This is a genomic window from Chryseobacterium sp. AC417 (assembly GCF_979258215.1).
Genome location: NZ_OZ409845.1, coordinates 1,068,522 through 1,091,206 on the forward strand (window position 1 = coordinate 1,068,522; position 22,685 = coordinate 1,091,206).

At 35.5% G+C, this 22,685-nt stretch carries 19 protein-coding genes; 4 read left to right on the forward strand and 15 right to left on the reverse strand.

Going from position 1 to position 22,685, the window contains the following annotated elements:
- Nucleotides 1-65: 65 nt before the first annotated feature.
- The 8 genes from dnaB to ACZZ9T_RS05230 form a co-directional block, all read right to left on the reverse strand.
- Entirely contained in the window at nt 66-1,655 is a 1,590-nt protein-coding gene (dnaB, locus tag ACZZ9T_RS05195; protein WP_463441209.1) for a replicative DNA helicase, read from the reverse strand.
- Between the two features lie 154 nt (nt 1,656-1,809).
- On the reverse strand, nt 1,810-3,876 hold the full coding sequence (locus tag ACZZ9T_RS05200; RefSeq protein ID WP_463430303.1) for a T9SS type B sorting domain-containing protein: 2,067 nt from the start codon (nt 3,874-3,876) through the stop codon (nt 1,810-1,812).
- 97 nt (nt 3,877-3,973) lie between these two features.
- A complete protein-coding gene (locus ACZZ9T_RS05205; RefSeq protein WP_463441210.1) occupies nt 3,974-6,040 on the reverse strand; it encodes a T9SS type B sorting domain-containing protein in 2,067 nt (688 codons plus the stop codon).
- Nucleotides 6,041-6,129: 89 nt separating this feature from the next.
- Complete coding sequence (locus ACZZ9T_RS05210) at nt 6,130-7,365, reverse strand: MFS transporter (protein WP_463441211.1); 1,236 nt, start codon at nt 7,363-7,365, stop codon at nt 6,130-6,132.
- Nucleotides 7,366-7,459: 94 nt separating this feature from the next.
- Nucleotides 7,460-7,822: a hypothetical protein gene (locus ACZZ9T_RS05215; protein WP_463441212.1), complete on the reverse strand. Its 363-nt coding sequence runs from the start codon at nt 7,820-7,822 to the stop codon at nt 7,460-7,462.
- Nucleotides 7,823-7,891: 69 nt separating this feature from the next.
- Entirely contained in the window at nt 7,892-9,391 is a 1,500-nt protein-coding gene (locus tag ACZZ9T_RS05220; protein ID WP_463441213.1) for a GH3 auxin-responsive promoter family protein, read from the reverse strand.
- Between the two features lie 125 nt (nt 9,392-9,516).
- The gene (locus ACZZ9T_RS05225) at nt 9,517-9,762 is read right to left on the reverse strand and encodes a hypothetical protein (protein WP_463441214.1); all 246 of its coding nucleotides are present in this window, start codon (nt 9,760-9,762) and stop codon (nt 9,517-9,519) included.
- Between the two features lie 172 nt (nt 9,763-9,934).
- The gene (locus ACZZ9T_RS05230) at nt 9,935-10,327 is read right to left on the reverse strand and encodes a hypothetical protein (protein ID WP_463441215.1); all 393 of its coding nucleotides are present in this window, start codon (nt 10,325-10,327) and stop codon (nt 9,935-9,937) included.
- A gap of 251 nt (nt 10,328-10,578) precedes the next feature.
- On the opposite strand from ACZZ9T_RS05230, the gene mfd reads away from it, so the two are divergent.
- The 4 genes from mfd to pth all read left to right on the forward strand — a co-directional run bounded on the left by mfd (nt 10,579) and on the right by pth (nt 16,705).
- A complete protein-coding gene (gene mfd / locus ACZZ9T_RS05235; RefSeq protein ID WP_463441216.1) occupies nt 10,579-13,959 on the forward strand; it encodes a transcription-repair coupling factor in 3,381 nt (1,126 codons plus the stop codon).
- A 148-nt stretch (nt 13,960-14,107) separates the two neighbouring features.
- A complete protein-coding gene (locus tag ACZZ9T_RS05240) occupies nt 14,108-15,022 on the forward strand; it encodes a hypothetical protein (RefSeq protein WP_463441217.1) in 915 nt (304 codons plus the stop codon).
- Between the two features lie 100 nt (nt 15,023-15,122).
- Nucleotides 15,123-16,055, forward strand: a complete 933-nt coding sequence (locus ACZZ9T_RS05245; RefSeq protein WP_463441218.1) for a hypothetical protein — start codon at nt 15,123-15,125, stop codon at nt 16,053-16,055.
- A gap of 86 nt (nt 16,056-16,141) precedes the next feature.
- Nucleotides 16,142-16,705, forward strand: a complete 564-nt coding sequence (gene pth / locus ACZZ9T_RS05250; protein ID WP_463430314.1) for an aminoacyl-tRNA hydrolase — start codon at nt 16,142-16,144, stop codon at nt 16,703-16,705.
- 84 nt (nt 16,706-16,789) lie between these two features.
- Here pth and ACZZ9T_RS05255 read toward each other — a convergent pair whose 3' ends face one another.
- From ACZZ9T_RS05255 to ACZZ9T_RS05285, 7 genes are all read right to left on the reverse strand, one after another.
- Nucleotides 16,790-17,425, reverse strand: a complete 636-nt coding sequence (locus tag ACZZ9T_RS05255) for a carbonic anhydrase family protein (protein WP_463430315.1) — start codon at nt 17,423-17,425, stop codon at nt 16,790-16,792.
- A 54-nt stretch (nt 17,426-17,479) separates the two neighbouring features.
- Nucleotides 17,480-19,075, reverse strand: a complete 1,596-nt coding sequence (locus ACZZ9T_RS05260; protein ID WP_463441219.1) for a SulP family inorganic anion transporter — start codon at nt 19,073-19,075, stop codon at nt 17,480-17,482.
- Between the two features lie 132 nt (nt 19,076-19,207).
- On the reverse strand, nt 19,208-19,510 hold the full coding sequence (locus tag ACZZ9T_RS05265) for a hypothetical protein (RefSeq protein WP_463441220.1): 303 nt from the start codon (nt 19,508-19,510) through the stop codon (nt 19,208-19,210).
- Between the two features lie 23 nt (nt 19,511-19,533).
- Nucleotides 19,534-20,202: a carbonic anhydrase gene (locus ACZZ9T_RS05270; protein WP_463441221.1), complete on the reverse strand. Its 669-nt coding sequence runs from the start codon at nt 20,200-20,202 to the stop codon at nt 19,534-19,536.
- 154 nt (nt 20,203-20,356) lie between these two features.
- Nucleotides 20,357-20,914 carry a serine acetyltransferase gene (locus ACZZ9T_RS05275; protein ID WP_463441223.1) on the reverse strand — a complete coding sequence of 186 codons (558 nt, stop codon included), beginning with the start codon at nt 20,912-20,914 and terminating at the stop codon, nt 20,357-20,359.
- Nucleotides 20,915-20,963: 49 nt separating this feature from the next.
- A complete protein-coding gene (locus ACZZ9T_RS05280; protein WP_463441224.1) occupies nt 20,964-22,115 on the reverse strand; it encodes a glycosyltransferase in 1,152 nt (383 codons plus the stop codon).
- A complete protein-coding gene (locus tag ACZZ9T_RS05285; RefSeq protein WP_463441225.1) occupies nt 22,116-22,679 on the reverse strand; it encodes an acyltransferase in 564 nt (187 codons plus the stop codon).
- Nucleotides 22,680-22,685 lie beyond the last annotated feature (6 nt).

The following is a 22,685-nucleotide window of genomic DNA, read 5'->3' on the forward strand; positions in this document are numbered from 1 at the left end:
GTTGATTTTAAATATAAATTTTATATCTAAGCTTTAGGAAACTCAATTTGATGATGAAACTTCATTTAAAAAGGAAAATCGTCTTCATCATCCAGATCATTCATTGAAGAACCGGAAACTTTAGAATTATCGGGTAAATCAAATGCTGCACCAGGCTGAATGGTTGTTTTTATTTTCTCAAAACCGCTTGGTTCAGGTGTTTGTCCGCCTCCTGATGGATATCCATAATCATTGTTTCCATATAAATCTAAATCGCCAAATTTTGCAAAATGCTTCATGAAGGAGAGTCTCACATCGGCAGTTGCGCCATTTCTGTGTTTTGCAATGATGAGTTCTGCCTGATTTTCTGTTGAAGATTCCTGACCTTCTTCATCGTTATCCCAAACAGCGATTTTGTAATATTCTGGTCTGAAGATAAATGACACAATATCTGCATCCTGCTCAATCGCTCCGGATTCTCTCAAATCTGAAAGCTGAGGTCTTTTTCCGGGACGGGTTTCCACAGTTCTTGAAAGCTGCGAAAGTGCAATCACGGGAACATTCAGCTCTTTGGCAATGGCTTTTAAGGAACGCGAAATCATTGCAATTTCCTGCTCACGGTTTCCTACACCTTTTCCTCCGCTGCTTGCAGTCATTAGCTGAAGATAATCAACCATGATGATTCTCACACCATGTTGCATAACCAGTCTTCGGCACTTTGCACGGAAGTCAAAAATGGACAGGGAAGGAGTTTCGTCAATATATAAAGGAGCATTTTCCAGTTCCGAAACGTTGGAAAACAGACGTTGCCATTCTTCATCGCTCATTTGTCCTTTTCTTAATTTTTCTGAGGAAATTTTGGTTTCAGAAGCAATCATTCTGGTAATCAGCTGTACAGATGCCATCTCTAGAGAAAATAATGCCATCGGAATTTTGTGCCCCACAGCAATATTTCTTGCCATCGAAAGCAGAAAAGCAGTTTTTCCCATTGCGGGACGTGCCGCAATGATAATTAAATCTGAATTTTGCCAGCCACCGGTTTCTTTATCAACTCCTGCAAAGCCAGATGGAACTCCGGAAATTCCTTCTTTGTCTTTTAAAGATTTAATAGTATCAATCGCTTGTTTTACCAAAGAGTTGGCGGTGTCGAAACCTTTTTTAATAGTTCCGTTGGTTATTTCAAAAAATGACTGCTCCGCTTTATCTAAAAGCTCAAAAACATCTGTTGATTCTTTGTATGAAGTATCAATTACATTTGCGGAAACATTGATTAAGCTTCTCAGAATGTATTTTTCAAGGATTACCCGTACGTGATATTCGATATGGGCAGACGAACTTACGCCCATAGTCAGCTCTATAATATAATGATCACCACCCGCAGAACTTAATTTCTCTGTTTTTTTTAACTCCTGAATAACGGTCATCAGGTCGACAGGATGGTTTCCTTCATATAATTTTAAAATCGCTTCAAAAATTACAGCGTGTCTCGGGTCATAGAAAACTTCGGGTGTCAAAAGGTCAATAGAATGATCGAGTCCTTTTTTATCAATTAAAAAAGTACCAATCACCAACCTTTCAAAATCTATAGCATTAGGAGGCATTTTTCCATCTGCAATCGACAACTCTTTAGCAAAGTTTCCTTGTGTAAGAGAAGATAAAGTTTCTTTCTGCGCCATAATGCAAAGATAGTTTATTTAAGAAATAATTTGAAATGAGTAATTCATAATTATTGTTGATAACTTTCAAAATATCAATGTCTGTAAGGGTTGAATGTTGTGAATAAAAAAATCACCCCATTGCTGAGGTGATTGTAATGATATGATTGTTTATTTATTCTCTGTTTTTTACCAATATCCATCCACTGTATTTTGTTTGGGTATTGCTGATGTCATTTTCGTTCCAAGTAATGGTATACCAGTAGGTTCCGGTTAGTATTTTTTTACCGCCCGAAGTTCCGTTCCATTTGTAGTTTCTTAGTTTATCAGATTCGTAGACTTTATTACCATATCTGTTGTAAACTGTGAAGACAAGATTTTTCTTGTAAGCTAATGCAGAATAATCTACTTCATCATTTACATTATCACCGTTCGGAGTGATTGCATTCACAAGATTGGGTACTGTTACCTGAACACTGACAGGATTACAATCGAAAGAATCTTTCAGATAAATTTTATTTTCACCTCTAGGCAGATTAGTGAATACATTAGAATTCTGCCAAGTGATCCCATCAATAGAATACTGATAAGGAGCAGTTCCACCAGTTGCTGTTACGGTAATTGTGTTATTGGTAATGTCTAAACTAGCGATTACGGGCTGTTGAGCTGGCAACACACTCACTAGCTGCATAGTGAAGCATTTACCGGTTTGTAGTTTTACCCAATACTGCCCTATGCCAACACCTTGTATGGTTTGTGTGGTTGCACCGGTGCTCCACTCGTACCCATCAAATCCTGGTCCTGCATCAAGAATTGTTCTATCTTCTATACAAATCGTTTTGTCTTTTAAAACTGTAGATTTTACAGGAGGAAGTACTTTTAAAGTAATTTTTGTGATAGCAAAACATCCATTAGAATTTGTAACTCTTACAAAAACTTCACTGTTTTCAGAGATGTACATTGTAGGATTGGGAATTTCACTAGTTCCTGCCAAAGCATTTGCCTGAGTTTTAAAAAATCTTTTTGTAATTCCTGTTTGGGTAGAAACAGTTGCAGTTGTTAAATCAAATAGAGCAGTAGTAATTGCAGTAGGGATGTAACATGATTCTAATATGGCAGGTGTAACTACTACTACAGGATGATATGCTAATGTGATTGTTGAATCATCTGAACAACCTTCTATTGAAGTTACTTTTACGTATATTGTAGCTGGTGCAGATGATACGTATGCCGTCGGATTGGTAATGGCGTTGGTGTCTGCATTCAGATTAGCCAGCGAAGTGTAATACTTCTTAGTAGCTGTAGGATCTCCAAATACGGCTGCTGTTGTAAGATTGTAAGTTGCTGTACCTGCACCGTTGTTGTTACATTCAGTTAGTGTAGCGTTATCAGCCACAATATTTCCTTGTTTGAATTTAAATTTACCAGTTAAAAAACATCCATTTACAGGATTGGTAGGATTGGTAGGATCAACATATTTCAGTCTATAATAATAGATTGTAGTACCATTAACCATAGCTGTCGTAAGTGGGCTGTCACCAGTGATCGCATTATTTGCGGTATCGTGATATGTAACTGTAAAGTTTTGGTTTCCGTTTAAAATTCCTGTACTCAATGTTGTAAAGTCAAACATCATTGGTAATGCACATTTCAGAATTTCGTTAGGTTGAGTAGGATCTGTAGCATTTGGTACCCCAGGTGTAATAAAAGGATTTGGAGTCAGTGCAGGATTGGTAAAAGGAGAGGTTAACGAAGCGGTACCTTCCCAAATTAATGAAAATCCGGCATTTGCTGCATTACTATAGTTATCAATCACCAGATAATACGTTTGACCAGCAACTACATCCAAATAAGCTTCGAAATAGGCAGATCCACTTGGAGTAAGCTCTAATCCCGTATTTCCTGTAGGAGAAGATCCTGCAAAATTACATCGTATAGGCGTTCCTAGTGCGGCACATGTTGCATTGGCAGCATAAACTGCAAAATCATAATCTGTTGTGTTTATGTTTGCATCTATTGTAAAAGCTAATGTACCTGATGTAGCAACGGTAAATGTATACCATACGGAAAAGTTTTCATCATCAGTTAAGCATCCGCCAAGATCTTCCAAAACATTTCCAGGTCCTGAAGGGGTAAATGAAACATTTGAATTTCCGCAAACAGGAATTGCTGTGGTGCAATCTGATTGCGAATAATAAAATTGCGAAATTATGATAATAATAAAAAGTAGTATTTTTTTCATGTTAAAATGAATTTATAGCAAATTTAAACAAAATATTACAAATGATTTTAAATAAAAAATCGCTTTGATAAGCGATTCTTTATTTTTTTGATCGAGATTATTCTCTGTTTTTTACCATTATCCAACCTGAGAATTTGATTGGTGTTTTGGTCTTGTTGTTTTCGTTCCATGTTACAGAATACCAATAGTTACCTGTAGGAACTTTTTTACCACCATTAGTAGTACCGTCCCATTTGAAACCATTCGTTTTATCTGCCTGGAAAATTTTGTATCCGTATCTGTCAAAAATACTTAGAACTAAATTCTGTCTGCTTCCTAAAGCAGAATAATCTATTACATCGTTTATTCCGTCTCCGTTTGGAGTAATGACGTTGATCATGTTTGGAACTAAAATGTTTACTTCCATAGGAACACAGTCGTAAGCATCTTTTACATAAACTATGTAATCACCTCTCGTAAGACCCGTAAATGAATTAGAGTCCTGCCAGTTTACATTATCTATTGAGTATTGATAAGCCGGTGTACCGCCAGTTACATTTACAGTAAGAGAGTTGTTGGTAATTTCAATATTTGAAATTACAGGCTGATCAGAAGCAAAAACTTTTACAGTCTGTATTGCAGTACAGTCTCCGGTTTTAAGTTTAACCCAATAAGTTCCCACGGTTACATCAGAGATAATCTGCGTAGTTGCACCAGTGCTCCACTCGTAAGAAGTAAAGCCAGGACCTGCATCTAAAGTGGTTTTATCTTCAATACATATCACTTTATCAATTAATACTGTAGAATATACAGGTGGGATTACCACAAGATTGATTTTAGCTACATTAAAACATCCATTGGCATTAGTTACTCTTACATATACTACACCATTTGGCGCTGTATAGGTTAAAGGATTTAATATTTCGTTGGTCTGGTTAACCGCATCTGCTGTAGATGGATAATATTTTTTAGTAGTTCCTGTCTGCGTATTAACGGTAGCATTGTTTAGATTAAACAAACCAGTTGAAGGATTAGATTCTATAAAACAGGCTCTGAGTGTAGCTTCAGTTACCACTACTATAGGATAAAAGTTCAGCTTGATCTCTGCAATATCTTTACATCCAAATTCTGAGGTTACCAAAACAAATGCAGATCCGCCAGCAGAAAGATATTGATAAGGATTGGTAATTTCGTTGGTGTTGGCATTAAGATCTATTATTGAAGGATAGTATTTTTTTGTTGCATTTGCTATTGTAGTAACATTGGCATCGGTCAAGTTAAATACAGCTGTTCCTTCGTTATTGTTATTACATTCTGTTAAAGTGTCGTCAGTTGCTACAATACTTCCGTCTTTGAATTTAAATGTACCTGTCTGTTTACATTTATTAATAGGGTTATTCGGATTGGTGGGATCTGTGTATGTTATACTGTAGTAATAAGTATCTGTAGTATTTACAGTAATCGGATTTACGATAGGGTTGTCACCAGTCAATAGATCATTAGTATTATAATGGTAATTTACTGTGAAATTAGTATTACCGTTAATAATTGCACTTGATAATGAAGTGAAATTAAAAACGGAAGGATTGGTACAAATTACCACTTCATTCGGTGCTGTAGGGTTTGCGTTTGGCAGACCTGGTGCAATAAACGGATTAGTAATTAAACTCGGGTCATTAAATGGCGAAGCCAATGTAGCTGTACCACCCCAAGAAAGTGTAAAACCATTTGGACTGTTTGAGAAGTTATCAATAACCAGATAATAGGTCTCTCCCGGAAGCACATTCATAAAACCGCTCCATTGTCCGTTTACAGCTGGGTGTACAGTAGTTAAATTTAAACCTGTAGGTCCGTCTGCTCCGGAATAATTACATCGTATGGGTGCTCCCAAAGTTCCACAAGTTTTATTAGGTCCGTAAACTCCGAAGTCATAATCGTCTGCGAATACATTAGGATCAATAGTAAATGTTAAAGTTCCTGCGGTAGCAATAGAAAAAGTATACCACACAGAGAAGTTTTCGTCATCACTCAAACAACCGCCAAGATCTTCCAGGATATTTCCCGGACCGGATGGTGTATATGATATTCCGGAATTCCCACAAACTGTTATTGCGGTAGGACAATCAGACTGTGCAAAAAACATCTGAGAAAATATCATCAAAAAAATGAGTAGAGTTTTTTTCATTTTCGGAAAAATTTTGTTACAAATATATAAAAATTATTAACCACGTATTTAGAATTTGCTAATATAATCAAAAGTTAGCCAAATATGTCTTAATACTGCATTTTTCTTAGTTTAGGATTTGTAGCTGCTACCACCAACGCAATAATTAAGGTCATGCTTCCGCCAAATACGACAGATCTTACGACTCCCATTAATTTTGCAGCTAGCCCGCTTTCAAACTGTCCCATCTCATTACTCGACATAATGAAAATAGAATTTACACTCAAAACACGACCTCTGATATGATCCGGTGTTTTCAGCTGTACAATCGTTCCCCGGATGACAACAGAAATTCCGTCAAGCATTCCGCTTAGAACCAGAAACATAAAGGATAACCAGTAATAGTGAGAAAGCCCGAAACCAATTATACAAAGCCCAAATCCCGCAACCACACCAAGCAAAATTTTACCCTGATTTTTTCTTAAAGGAATGATGGATAGTGTAGTAATGATGATCATGGAACCGATATCTGAAGCAGCGTTCAGTAATCCAAAACCTTCAGCACCCGATTTCAAAATATCAGTGGCGAAAACAGGAATCATCGCAACGGCACCGCCAAAAAGTACCGCAAACATATCCAGACAAAGCGCACCTAAGATTTCTTTAGTTTTAAAAATATAAGAAATTCCTTCATGCATGCTTTCCCAAACTTTAATTTCATCTTTTTTATGTTCCGAAAATTGTTTTTGAAGTTGCCAGAAAAATATAGATGCAATGGAAATTAATGAAATAATCACAATCAAAGTCCATTTTACACCAACCAATCCAATCAAAAATCCTCCGGCGGCGTGACCACAAACAGAAGAAATTAAAAATGTTGCCTGATTTAAAGTAATGGCACTGGGAAGATTAACCTTCTGAACTATTTTCGGAATCATCGATGGAACAATAGGACCAATAAAAGCTCTTACAATTCCTGTAAAAAAGATAACAGCGTAAATGTAGTAGGTGATTTCGTGTCCCGAAAAATGAAGCTCGACATTATAAAAAGCAGGAATTAATAATAATCCGATCAGAAAAACATACAGATAGGTACATATGAGAAGTAATTTTTTCTTTTCATTCATATCAATAACGTGACCGGCATATAAAGCGCAACTCACCGCCGGAATTACTTCTGAAAGTCCGATCAATCCTATAGAGAAGGGATCTTTTGTCAACTGATACACCCACCAGCCAAGTAAAGTTGCAAGCATTCTGAATGCTAAAACAATAAAAAATCTTCCTGTAAGAAGATTCCTGAATTCTATATTTTCTAGGGTTTTAAGCGGAGTAAGAGAAATCATTCCGCAAAAATAGCCCTAAATATTCATTCAGGGCTATTGGTATACTGTGTTTTCAAAAGAAATTGGTTATCTCTTTTGAAAGATAAAATCTATTTTAGTCTGCTCTCAAAGCACTGATGACAATTGCGGCAGCTCCTGCAGCTCCGATAAGCACTGCTCCTCCTGCAACTCTGCCTTTTGATCTGTCTTTTACAGATGCAATATTCGATTTTGGGATCACTACTTCTGCGCTGTCTTTCTTCCCTGCAGTCCCGATAATGTTGTCTCCACTGATGTTTCTAAACAAAATCGTTTGTTTTTTAGAACCGTCTCTAGGCGTTACAACATAAATTTTTCCCGCTTCAAGATTAGAGTAATTATTTGTTGAGATGTTTTCGCTGTACTTTGTAGTAGCACAAGATGAGATGACAAATAAACCGGTTAGTAAAGATGATTTTAAAAGTACAGATGCTTTCATTATAAAATTTTAGTTTTCCAAATTTATCAATTTTTTTGAATATATCTTTTCAGAATGAAGAAAATGTGTTTAAATTTTATAAATTTTCAGTAAATCTGCAATTTTTCTTTCATTTGCCAATCTTGGAATTTTATTCTGACCACCAAGTTTTCCTTGAGATTTTGCATATTCCTGGAAAGCATTTTTTGAAAGTTTGCTAATTTTTAATTTCTGAAGAATGTTTCCTGTAACCAGATCATCATAATAAGTATTGCGTTTTCTCAATTGATCATCCAGTTCATTTTTAAATAAGTCTAAATTTTCCGGCTCTTTTTCAAATTCTATAAACCATTCATGGTAAGGTAAACCTTCTGTAGGATTGACCTCTGGAGCCAGATGAAATTCAGTAATTTGTGCAGAGAACTTTTCTACTGTAGCTTTCATCGCTTCTTCCACTTCAAAGGCAATGACATGTTCTCCAAAAGCTGAAGTGAAATGTTTAGTTCTTCCGCTCACCAGAATCCGGTGAGGATTTTTATCAATAAAACGTACGACATCACCGATAGAATATGCCCATAATCCAGAGTTTGTCGTTAAAATCAGAGCGTAATCTCTGTTGAGCTGAATTTCCTTTAAAGTCAATCTTTCTGCATTCGGTTTTCCGTATTGTTCAAGCGGAATAAATTCGTAGAAAATTCCATGATTGGTCAAAAGCAGAAGTCCTTCCTGAGTATAGTCATCCTGAAAAGCAAAAAAGCCTTCTGATGCCGGAAACGTTTGCACAATATCAACTTTTCCTCCCAAAAGCTCTTCCATTTTTTCACGATATGGCTCATAATTGACACCGCCGGTAACTATTAATTGAAGATTTGGAAAAAGCTGTTTTATTTTTTTACCGTTTTTCTCAATGAGTTTTTCAAAATACATGATCAGCCAGGGCGGAATTCCGGAAATCAAAGTCATGTTTTCTTTTTCCGTTTCTTCTACTATTTTGTCGACTTTTGCTTCCCAGTCTTCCATCAGATTGGTTTCCCAGCTTGGCAGACGGTTTTTTTGAAGATATTTGGGAATGTGATGGGCAACAATTCCCGAAAGTCTGCCTGTTTTAATGCCGAAAACCTCTTCCAGTTCCGGACTTCCCTGCAAAAAGATCATTTTTCCGTTAACGAAATCGGCGTTGCCTTTTTTTGAAATATAGTGAAATAATGCACTTTGCGCACCTGCAACCTGATATGGCATTCCTTCTTTTGAAATGGGAATATATTTTGATCCGGAAGTCGTACCGGAAGTTTTAGCAAAATATTCCGGAGTTCCTGTCCAGAGAATTTCTCGTTGACCCTTTTTTACTTTTTCGATATATGGTTTAAGATCTTCATAATCTGCAATCATTACATTTTTCTGAAAATCTTGAATAGAATTGATGTTTTCAAATTGATGTTCTCTTCCAAAAAGGGTTTTCTCAGCAGTTTTTACCAGCAATAAAAGTAAGTTTTCCTGATTTTTTTCAGCATTTTGCTTAAAATCGTTCGCTTTCTGAACATGATTTTTTGCCCAGATTAATGCTGCATTTTTTTTGAAGAAGTTTAACATGCTTCAAATTTATAAATAAGTAGAGAATTGTGTTATTATATTTTGAAATTTAAACATAAAAAAACCGACAAAAATGTATCGGTTTTTCAAAAATTGATGATGAAAATAATATTTTTATATGTTGATTATTTGTTCACTTTATATCTTTTGTCTGGTGTTCCGTCTTTTTTTAATTTTTGGTTTTCTTTGAATCTTTTGTCGGGAGTACCGTCTTTCTTAAGTTTTACTGTTGGTTTTGCGGCTTCTTTTTTTACAGCTTTTACAGTTTTAGTTGTTTTCTGTACGGTGTTTTTCGTTGCCGGAACAGCTTGTTGAGCAGATGCAAATCCTAATCCTAATACGATTGACATTGCGGTAAGAAATTTTTTCATGTGTTTATATTTGTTTAATAAGGTAAAGTTAATTAAAATTTTACTACAAAAAATCATTTTTTCAGACTTAATTAAACTCGCTGAAAATTAAAAATTATAGACTCTTGCTTTAGGTAATAAAAAAAACCTGCTTCCCAAAAGAGAAACAGGTTTTTAATATTTATTGACAGTATTATCTGGTAGCGTTGGCTGTCCAGGTTTTACCATCTGCCTTATAAAGCATTTTTAATTCGTTGTTGTCGATTCTTACATAGACCAATGCGTTAGAACCTACCATTACCAAAGAATTATCTCCTTGCTTTTCAAATTCAAGTCCGTTCAGATCAGGAATTCCATTTGAAAATTTGAAGTTATATTTCGTAGCACTTGCAATTTTTGTTACAAACACTTCACCATTATCTGATCCGATAGTTGTAGATCCGTCATTGTAAGATACAGATCCTTTGTAAGTTCCTGCAAAGAAATCATTATCAGCCGGATCGTCATCATCACTACATGATGTGAATGAAATTGCTGTGAACATGACCAGCATAAAAACTCCTAAAATCTTGATTACATTTTTCATAAAATTATTTTTTTTGGTTTATGGGTTTAGTTTTCCAAACACCATGCCGTGTGACAAAAAATGAATTGTTTTTAACTCATTTTTTGAATTATACTGATAATTTAAGATTTATAAACGTTTATTGTTGCTTTATATTAATTTGCTACCATTCGATTTATCTTAAAGAAAAAATAGTATTATCTTTGTCATACTAAAACGGTTTCGGAATTCTCCCGAAATCGCTTTTGTCGTTTATATCTATATTATTTTTTATGCATTTAAAAACCATAAAAGAAAGCTTTCTTCCGGATCTTCTGAAAAAAGAATTCGGGAAAGAAATTTTTGTACAGCTGGAAAATCATCAGCACCTTTCTGTAAAAGGAAGTGCAGGCTCATCTGTTTCGATTTTTATTGCCGAACTTTTTCTTACGCAAAAAAAGACCATACTTTATCTTGTTGATGACAAGGAAGAGGCTCTCTATGTAAATACTGAAATGGAGGATTTGCTGGGTAAAGAAAAAGTTTTATATTTTCCGGCAACGCATCTTGAGCCTTATCAGGTTGAAAAAACTCAAAATGCCAATTTGGTTTTACGAACGGATGTTTTAAATAAAATAAATTCTGAAAAATCTCCGAAGATCATTGTTGCATACATGGGCGCTTTGTCTGAAAAGGTTTTAAAGAAAGAAGATTTTAAAGCAATTTCTCATCACATCAAAGTTGGCGATCAGCTTGATTTTGATTTTGTGGATGAATTGCTCTCACATTATCAGTTTCAGCAAACCGACTTTGTTTCTGAGCCGGGAGAATTTTCTGTGAGAGGAGGAATCGTAGATGTTTTTTCTTACTCCAACGAAAAACCTTATCGAATTACTTTCTTCGGTAATGAAGTTGAAAACATTAAAACTTTTGACATCGAAACTCAGCTTTCTGTAGATAAGATAAAAGACTTTCAATTGGTTTCAAATATGAATTATTCGGTTTCAGGAAGTCGTGTTTCTTTGCTGGAACTGTTGCCGAAAGACAGTTTTATGATTTCGAAAAATGCGGTTGTAGGCTTAAATAAAATCAGAAGCTTTTATGAAAAATCGTTGGAGAAATATGATAGTTTAAGCAAAGATATTTCGCACAGAACTCCACAGGAATTATTTATTTCAGACGAAGAGTTTTTGTTTGACTATAAAAAATTTAAAACCATTGATTTCAGTTCACAGAATCTCGAACTCCCAGACTCTGAAGCACTCCAGCTCAATCAAACCCAGCAACCTTCTTTCCACAAAAATTTTGAATTGTTAATTGAAGATTTAGAAGAAAAACAAGAGCAAGGTTTTGATACCTGGATTTCTTTTGCGACCGACAAGCAGAAAGAACGGCTGGAATCTATTTTTGAGGACATCGATTTTGCTCAGTCCGGGTCGTCTAAAATTTCGTTTAAAAGTTTTAAATCGGAACTTCACGAAGGTTTTGTAGACACTGATCACAAACTTCTAGTTTATACCGATCACCAGATTTTTGACCGTTATCAAAGATATAAAGCCAAAAATACGTTTGCAAAATCTGAGCAGCTTACGTTGAAAGATTTAATGTCTTTAAAAGTGGGAGATTATATCGCTCACATCGACCATGGAATCGGAAAATTCATGGGATTGGTGAAAGTGAATAACGATGGTAAAATTCAGGAGTGTTTTAAACTGACTTATAAAAATGGAGACTTATTATATGTAAGTATTCATTCATTACATAAAATTTCAAAGTATAACGGCCCGGATGGAAGGGAAGTTGTTTTGAGCAAACTCGGTTCTCCTGCCTGGAAATCTTTAAAACAGAAAACAAAAGCCAAAGTAAAACAGATCGCTTTTGATTTGATTAAATTATACGCCGAAAGAAAAACCGCCAAAGGATTCGCTTATACACCAGACTCTTATTTGCAAAATGAACTGGAAGCAAGCTTCATCTACGAAGATACTCCGGATCAGGAAAAAGCAACCATTGATGTGAAAAATGATATGGAAGCAGACACGGTTATGGATCGTTTGGTTTGTGGAGATGTAGGTTTCGGAAAAACTGAAGTTGCTATTCGTGCCGCATTTAAAGCGGCAACAGATGGCAAACAGGTTGCTATCTTAGTTCCCACAACGATTTTGGCATTTCAGCATTACCGCAGTTTTACCGAGAGACTGAAAGATTTTCCTGTCAATGTTTCTTATTTAAACAGATTCAGATCGGCAAAACAAAAAGCTGAAACGATAGCAGGCTTAAAAGACGGAAAAATAGACATCGTGATCGGAACGCATCAGTTGGCTTCTGAAAAAGTGAAATTTAAAGATTTGGGATTATTGATTATCGATGAAGAGCATAAATTCGGAGTTTCGGTAAAAGACAAATTGAAAACCTTAAAATCAAATATTGATACTCTGACTTTGACGGCAACACCAATCCCCAGAACTTTGCAGTTTTCATTGATGGCAGCGAGAGATTTATCAGTTATCAAAACGCCGCCGCCAAACAGGCAGCCTGTGGAAACTCATATGGTTGGTTTTAGTGAAGAGATTATCCGTGATGCGGTATCTTACGAGTTACAGCGTGACGGACAGGTTTATTTTATCAACAACAGGGTTGAAAACCTGAAAGACATTGCAGGTCTTATCCAAAGACTGGTTCCCGATGCGAGAGTAATTACAGGTCACGGACAAATGGAGGGCAAACAGCTGGAAAGAAATGTGCTTGACTTTATGGAAGGGAAATATGATGTTTTGGTTGCCACCACCATTGTAGAAAGTGGAGTAGATGTGCCCAATGCCAATACCATGTTTATCAATGATGCACAACGTTTCGGGATGGCAGATCTTCACCAGATGAGAGGTCGTGTTGGTAGAAGCAACAGAAAAGCATTTTGCTATCTGATCACTCCGCCTTTGGATATGGTGACTTCTGATGCAAGAAAAAGGCTCGAAGCTATTGAGCAGTTCTCAGATTTGGGAAGTGGTTTTCAGATTGCAATGAAAGATCTGGAGATACGTGGTGCAGGAGACTTATTGGGTGGTGAACAAAGCGGATTTATCAATGAAATGGGCTTTGAAACCTATCAGAAAATGATGCAGGAAGCTTTGGAAGAGCTGAAAGATGATAAAGATTTTGAAAATCTTTTTGAGAATGAAGAAGATCGTCAGAAATTATTTAAATCGGTTAAAGATGTCAATATCGATACAGATTTAGAATTGATGTTGCCGGATTCTTATATTTCAAGCACAGAAGAAAGGCTTTTGCTGTACCAGAAATTAGCTGAAATTGATAATGAAATTGATCTTCAGAAATTTGAATCTGAATTGACCGACCGTTTTGGAAATTTACCCGATGATGCAATCAATCTCTTGAAAAGTGTTGCGCTGAAATGGCTTGCTGCAGATATAGGTTTTGAGAAAATCGTTATGAAAAACGGAACTTTCTTAGGCTATTTCCCGAATAATCCGCAAGATAAATTCTATCAGACCGATAAATTCAGACATATTATCAGTTACTTAACTCAAAACCCGTCGCAGGCACAGTTGAAAGAAAAAATAAATAAAGATGGAAATCAGCTGATGATGAGAAAAGACGGAGTTCAAAATGTGGATGAGGTGAATGTTTTGTTAAAATCTATTTTAGGAATTTAAAAAAGTTTACATTTAATATTTCACATTAATATTTCAATAATTAAATCTAAAAACCATGTTTTTAGATTTTTTTTTGATAAAAATTAAATTTAAGTCTAGTCATGTTGAAAAATAATTATATTTGTGAACTAAAAAAAACTAAATTTTTATGATTAGAAACAACTTTTTTAAAGTAGTAGCAGCTCTACTTCTTTTCTTCATGTTCTCATGCGACAATACTACCGCAGATCCTATCAACCAAAATAATCCTAATAACACTCCAGGCGGGAGTGGCGGTGGAACTACAGGTCCCACAATTACAGGACCAAGAATTTTACACAAAATTACTGTCAATAATGTTACTAATCAAGAATTTGTAACCACCGGAAATGTTCTTCAGAAAGCGATTTTCAAAGAAACAAGCGGTCCTACATCATTTATAGTAGGAACTGCCACGTATACTTCAGGGAAAATTACTAAAGTAAAATTCGGACAAGAATTAAATGGTGCGCCGGTAAGTAATGGTCAAACTTATGATTTTGATATTACATACGATGTAAGCGGGAAAATCACTTATACAACTTGTCAAAGAGCTATTGGAGGTATGGCTAACTTTAATAGCGAATATACTTACACTTACGATGGTTCCGGTAAAATGACGAAAATTGTAGAAAAAAAGAAGTCGGGAGCTACATATGTAAATTTCACCAATTATAATTTCACGAATACCGGAGATAATATTACAAAAATTGTAATAGAAGCAGGAATTACAAGCCCAACAGGAGTTCCGGATATGTCTTCTGTAATGTCTAATGGTATATATAATTACCCACTTTACGATGATAAAATAAACCCATACACAACCTTACCAAAAACTTTTTTTCTGATGTGGGGTTTGTTTCATCCAGCTAATTTCCAATCATTATCTGCTAATAATGTCAAGAGTTTTAATATCGTCTTTCCTCCTATCGGATCAGTTCCGGCTCCATTGGTAAGTGGTGATTTTACTTATCTTTATGATTCGATGAATTACCCAACTTCGGATCAGGCTCAAGCTCAAAAATATATTTATAAGGCTTTATAACGTGTTTTTGTTTGTTAGTTTTATGATAATATAAATAAAAACATGATTTTTATTCAAAAAAAAATTATATTTGTGGAAATATAAATAATACCCTTCGGAAATGAAACAAATATTCTATTTTATTTTACTTGTAGCTGGTATTTCATCTATTCATTCTTGTAAAGATTTGGTTGATGAAGAAGGAAACCCGTTGATTGATTTAAATCCAAATAGTGGTTTTAACGGTCCAAGAGCTTTATTCAGAGAAGTTACAGATGCAGCAACAATTGCAGAATATCAATATAATGGTTTGCTTTTGACCAAAGTGATTACACCGGGAAATTCTGTCACCAATGTTATGTGGAGTGGCGATAAGATCAGTCAGATCACTTTCAACGGTCGTCTGGATCTTGATGGAAATGGTGCTGTAGAAGATGACAGTATTGTTTATACACAGTTGTTTACTTATGGAAACTTAGGTAGATTAACCATTATTTCAGAAAACAGAGCGACCTATAAAAGAACTCCGGCTGCACCTCCAACAACACCTGCTGGTCCTTATGCTCTTGATAAAAGAACAAAAAGAATTTATGACTTAGCTTATAGCGCAACTACAGGTAAACTTGATATCATTAACATGAAGGATGGTCCTGATGCTCCTGGAGTACCTTTTGAATATAAAGATTATTCTAAAACATGGTATACTTATTTGGGAGATAATGTTTCTAAGGTAGAAAGACATTACGGTAAAATCAGTGCAGGGGTCAACGGTCCGGCGTTGTCGAAATACGGTTATGAGTTTTTAAACTATGATTCTCACATCAACCCGTACACTTTATTGCCTTTTGCATACAAAGTTTCGGCACTTTTATCTACGAATGACGGAGACGACAAATCTTTTATTATGTCTCCGAACAATCCAAAGAGACTTACCATTACAGATCTTGCACCACCAATTCCTACACCTGTTATTTTCTCAACAGCGTATAGATATGATGAGCAGACCTATATGACACAAGGTTTTAGTGTAAATTATTTTTATAAGCCTTTATAAAAACGTTACTAAAAAAGTATTTAAACTCAATTCTTACAGGATTGAGTTTTTTGTTTTATATCTCTTAATTTTGCAAAAAATTTCTCATGAAATATTTAATTGTCGGTTTGGGTAACAAAGGACCGGAATATGAAAATACGCGTCACAATATAGGCTTTAAGGTTGCTGATAAAATAGCAGAAAGTCTGGAAACTTCTTTTAATACAAGCAACTTTGGATGGCTGGCTGAAGGGAAATATAAAGGCAGAAAAGTTTTTGTACTAAAACCAGACACCTACATGAATTTATCTGGTAACGCCGTAAAATTCTGGATGCAGAAAGAAAATATTCCGTTGGAAAATGTGATGATTGTTACCGACGATCTTGCTTTACCTTTCGGAACTCTAAGAATGAAAATGAAAGGTTCTGATGCAGGACATAATGGTCTTAAAAGTATTCAGGAAAGTTTACAGACTCAGAATTATGCGAGATTGCGGTTTGGGATTTCTGCAGAGTTTTCTGAAGGCAGACAAGTCGATTACGTTCTCGGAACATGGAACGAAGAAGAATCTGAAAAATTGGGAGAACGGATTGAAAAGTTTTCCAAAGCCTGTCTGTCATTTGTTTTTGCCGGAATTGGGAATACAATGTCAGCATTTAACGGAAAGTAAATTTTTATAGATATATTTTAATCAGAATGGACAAAAAAAACGGCGGGAGCAAAGCTCCCGCCGTTCATATTTACTATGTTGGTTTTATAACCAGGTTACAACACCAGTCTCTACATCGTAATTTGCACCCACGATTTTGATCTTACCCTCTTCTTCAAGTCTTCTCAATGTAGAACTTTGCTTACGGATATCATCGATTGCATTTTTTACATTGTGCTGATTCAGTCTTTCAAGAAGATCTGCGTTTGCAGAAGTTCGCTCTTCACCATCTTGGATAATTGTTTTAATAATCGGATCAAAATGATCAATCAGATGGTTGAGGTTATCCATTCCCATACCTTCGATTTTAGCAGCATCTAATCCGCCTTTTAAAGCGCCACATTTAGTATGCCCTAAAACAACCACTAATTTAGATCCGGCTACATTACAGCCAAATTCCATTGAGCCTAAGATATCCTGATTCACAAAATTACCTGCAATTCTGATGCTGAAAACATCGCCCAGACCTTGGTCAAAAATTAATTCTGCAGAAGTACGGCTGTCAATACAGCTCAACACCACTGCAAATGGCCACTGTCCTTCACGAGTAGCATTTACTTGTTCCAGAAGATCTCTGTTCGCTTTAAGGTTACCTACGAATCTGTGATTTCCTTCTTTCAAAAATTCTAGTGCTTTTTCAGGAGTAATGGTCGATTGTGTTTCAGATGTATGTGCTTTCATATAACTGTATATTTTTTTGAATTAAATTTAAATTTAAAATTGATTTTGTTTAATTTACATTGCTCTTTTGTGAGTAATGACGATGTGTGAGTCTTCATCGGTTTCGTAATCTTTGTACGAAGTTTTGAAGCCTAAAAGTTCTACGTTAATATCTTCTTCTTTTGCACGGATATTTGCAAAATCCTGAATCATTTCCAATACATCAGTCGCAATATAAGAAGTTCCTGTGGCATCAATAATTAAGGTAGAATTAGGTTTGATATTTTTCAATGTCTTTTTAATGGCTGCTTTGTTTAGGAAAGAAACTTCTTCTGCTAATTTCATAGTGATCCCATCTGCATCGTCTAGTTTTTCTCTGCTCAGATAATAGGCACGCTTCATATTCCCCTGAAGTATATAGAAAACCGAGATGGCAAGACCAATTCCTACTCCTTTTAGCAAATCTGTTGCAACAATTGCCACCACAGTCGCTACGAAAGGAATAAACTGGAATTTACCAAGATGCCAGAAATGTTTGAATGTTGCAGGTTTTGCCAATTTATATCCTACCAAAATTAATACCGCAGCCAACGTTGCCAATGGAATTAGATTTAATAAAAACGGAATTGTAAGTACACAAACCAGTAGTAAGACACCGTGAATCATTGTTGAAACTTTTGAAGTTGCACCTGCGTTGGCATTAGCAGAACTTCTTACTACTACAGAGGTCATAGGAAGTCCGCCAATTAATGAGCTTACTAAGTTACCGATTCCTTGGGCCTTTAGCTCCAGATTGGTATCTGTAATTCTTCTTTGAACATCTAATCGATCCGATGCTTCTATGCAGAGAAGCGTTTCAACGGATGCAACGACAGCGATGGTTGCGCCTGCGATCCAGACTTTGTAATTTGTGAGACCACTAAAATCAGGTGTTGTGATTAAATTTTTAAAATCTTCTATGGTTTTTGGCACAGGCAAAGGAACTAAATGTTCGGGACCAATAGCTAATGCGCTTCCAGAAATTTTAAACATTTCATTTAATGAAATTCCTGCAACAACAGCAACCAAAGCTCCCGGAAGCATCTTCAGTCTTTTTAGGAAAGGTATTTTGTCCCAAGCCAGAAGAATTCCGACAGAAACCAAAGTAACAATAATTGCACCCGGATGTACAGCACCGAATAACTCGTTGAAGTATCCAAAATTTAATCCTTTATCAAAAATAGATTCATGACCTTCATAATCTTTATCAAATCCCAAAGCGTGTGGAATTTGTTTTAATATGATGATGATACCAATTCCGGCAAGCATTCCTTCAATCACATTATTAGGAAAGTAGTTGGAAATACTTCCGGCTCTTACAAATCCTAAAATAAGTTGAATCGTGCCGGCAATAAGCCCTGCACAAAGAAAAAGCTCAAATGCACCCAAGTCAGAAATAGCAGTCAAAACAATTGCTGTTAATCCTGCTGCAGGTCCTGAAACTGATATATTTGAATTACTGATGGCGCCGATTACCAAACCACCGATGATTCCGGAAATAATTCCAGATAAAGGTGGTGCTCCGGATGCTATGGCGATTCCTAAACAGAGGGGAAGAGCTACTAAAAATACGACGAGACCCGAAGGGAAGTTCTCCTGAATTCCTCCAAAGAAAGATTTTGATTTTTTCATGACTATTGAAAAATACGTTATTGCGTTGTGTAAAATAAATGATTGACTAAAACCAATCAGATAAGACTGGAATTAATACAAAATAGAAGTGTTCAGAATCAAAAATGATCTGAATAGATAAATGTAGTATAACTAAGCTTCCGGAGGAGGAGAAAATATACGCAGTAAAGGTGAAAGATGAAAAGAATCATCGATGAGTGTGAAAGATTTTCCTTCAAGATCGGGTTCAAAAAACTTAAGATAATCATAGACATCTAAAGTTTTTGGAAGTGTTTTCTCGTAAACTGAAAAGAGAGATGAGTAGTGAGAATGGGTTTCTTCTTCGTTGACGATTACATTGGTCGTCATGATGTCCCAATCAGCAACGGCAGCAATGCTGGGCAAAGCTGTAAAGTTGAGGACAATCATTAATGTAATAATACTCCAGAATTTCATTTACTCTTTATTTTTTTGAAAGATTATTTTATCTTTCTGCTCATTACCCAGTCTGAGCTGGTAAGATTATATATTTTTTGTATGTCTTTTAAGATTTTTTCAAAGTCAATCTCCAGATCAATAATTTTTCCGGTTCTCAGGTCAAAAACCCAACCATGCACCACAGGAAATTCATCAATGATATATCTTTCCTGTACGCAAGCCATTTTTATGACGTTGATGCATTGCTCCTGGACATTCAGTTCTACAAGTCTGTCATAACGTTTTCCTTCATCATTGATAGAATCCAGCTCGGCTTGGTGTAATCTGTATACATCACGAATGTTTCTCAGCCAAGGATTTAATAGTCCTAAATCCTGAGGCGTCATGGCTGCTTTTACACCACCACAATTATAGTGTCCACACACAATAATGTGTTTTACTTTTAAATGTTCTACAGCATATTGAATTACAGCGGTAGAACTCATATCTAAAGTATTGACAACATTAGCAATATTTCTTGTTACAAAAACTTCGCCCGGTTCTGTACCCATCAATTCTTCTGCTGTCACTCTGCTGTCTGAACACCCGATGTATAAATAGTCAGGATTTTGAGTTTTGGCTAAATCTTCAAAGAACGTCGGGTTTTTTGCGATTTTAGACTCTACCCATTTTCTGTTGTTTTCAAAAATAACTTTGTACGACTGTGACATAAATAAGATTAAAATAGATGATTATTTATTCCGTTTAAATTATTTCCAAATTCAATAGACTAAATCAATAACAGTACAAAAATATAAATTTTGATGTAGTTACAATCTTTTTTAACAGAATTTAATATAGATAAAATATAAAAAAAATCAATATTTATACCCTGTTGTTGATATATCCTTCAGTTGCATTTGCAGTAGGATATATTTTCGCTTTGTTTCCTGCAACAATAGAATTATCGGGCACATCTGTGTTTACATAAGAATTCGGAGCAATTAAAACATTATTTCCAATTTTTACACTGCCTACAATTACAGCATTAGGACCGATCCAGACGTCATCACCAATGACTGGGAAACCTTCATTTTTTCCCCGGTTTTGTTGACCGATCGTTACACCTTGTGCGATGTTACAGTTTCTGCCGATTATCGCTTTGGGATTTACGACCAAACTTCCCCAATGACCCAGGTATAAACCTTCTCCTATCTGTGTTTCAGGATAAATCTGAAAACCATATTTTATCTGAAAATGCCTTAAAACAATCTTCCAGTATAATCCTAAGAGAGGAGTTTTATTAAATTTCTGAGTTTTTCTTAAAATATAAATAAAATGAAGATTCGGGTTGATGCATTTCAGCAAAATCTGAATGGGCGAAAGCCATTCTCCGCTTTCTCTGTAAAAATCTTTCTGTATGATTGAATATGTTTTGGGCATGCGGCAAATTTACGGATTCTCTTTTATTTTTATCAGGATTAAATTTTAATTATAATTCATCTAAAACCGAAACTATTCTTGCAACAGAATGATCAAGATTGAAAGGCATGGAGTAATTTTGAAGTTTTTCGGTGAATACGGAGAAATATTGGGGTTCAGTCAAAGCTTTTTTCATCCCTAGATAGATTCCTTCTTCAGAATTTTCTACAATAAGACCCAGCTCACCATTATTCAGCATTTCGTTCACACCGGAAACTTCTGTTGCGATTATTTTCTTTTTCAATGTAATTGCTTCAAACAGTACAGTAGGAAAACCTTCATATCTCGAACTCAAAATATAAAAATCTGAATTCTTAAAATATGGATAAGGATTGTCTGTGAAGCCAAGCATTGTAGCCGTTTTATCAACTCCCAATTCTGTTTTTAATTGTTTGATATTTTCAAAATCATAACCATCACCTACAATTAATATTTTATGTAAAAATCCTTCATCAAGTAATTTTTTGTGAACTTTCAGAAGCCTGTCAAAACCTTTCTGCGGAAAAACGGTTCCAACGGAAATAAACGTAGGAATTTCATTATCAAACTCATAATTAATAACCGGCTGCTCAGCTTTAGTAACAATTTCTTTGGTATCTAAAGGATTATAAATTTTTACAATTTTCTGCTTTTCGGTTTCATTTCTGGCTAAATCGTGAAATAATTGTTCAATTTTCTTTGAAATCACCATGATAGAATCAAATCCGAAAAACTTACGGATCTCATCATCGGTATATTCTTTTACCTGTGAAAGATCATTATGAATCCAGACAATTTTTTTTGAAGTATGATGTGTAGAGTGAAGGATTTCGTCTCTCATCCCATGGATTGCCGCAAACTCAATATCGTACTTCTTATCTTTTAATATGAGGGTATACAAAAGATCCGGAAATTCTTTCAGAACCTTCTGGAAAATTACTCTTGCAGCTTTTTCCGGGATATCCTGCAGTCGGTTGGTCGTAATCATTTCACCTTTATTCAGATAGATAATGTTGATCCACTTGGGTACTTCGCTCAGATATTTGCCAGAATATAGATTTAATAATAAATCGATTTCGTATTTGTCTTCCGGAAGATTTTTGAGAAAAGTTACCAAAACTTTTTCAGCACCGCCGTGACGCAGGGAGCCTATACGAATGAGAATTTTTTTCTTTTCAATCATTTATTTTTTTATGTGTTTATAATTATGAGGGAGATTTTCTTTGATGTATGCATCTAATTTAGGACGATATGGTTCCAGTTCTCTCGGGTACATCACGTTATTTGCAAGTGCTTTGTCACCATATTCTTCAATCGTGCAGATGAATTTTGCAGGAACTCCTGCATATACAGAGTTATCCGGCATGGATGAATTCAGAACAGAGCCCGCTCCCAAAATACAGTTGTCGCCCATTTGAGAACCGGGAAGGAATATACAGTTATTGCCAACAAAACAATTGTTACCAAGCTTAATTCTCCCAAAATTTCTGGCATCTGCATATTTTTCCATATTTCTGATGACATACATAGCGCCGTCATGATTGATGAACGTACAACCTGCAGTAATCTTTGTGCGATCACCAATTTCAATCAGGTATGGTTCAGAGCCAAATGCCGGAGCTTTAATAAAAACTACATTTTTACCTACTTTCATGCCTCGAGCTTTACATATTTCTATGTACGCCGTATCATGTATACTTTGCCAGATCGCATGAATTTTGAGTATGATTCTGTAAAATAAATTCATCAAATA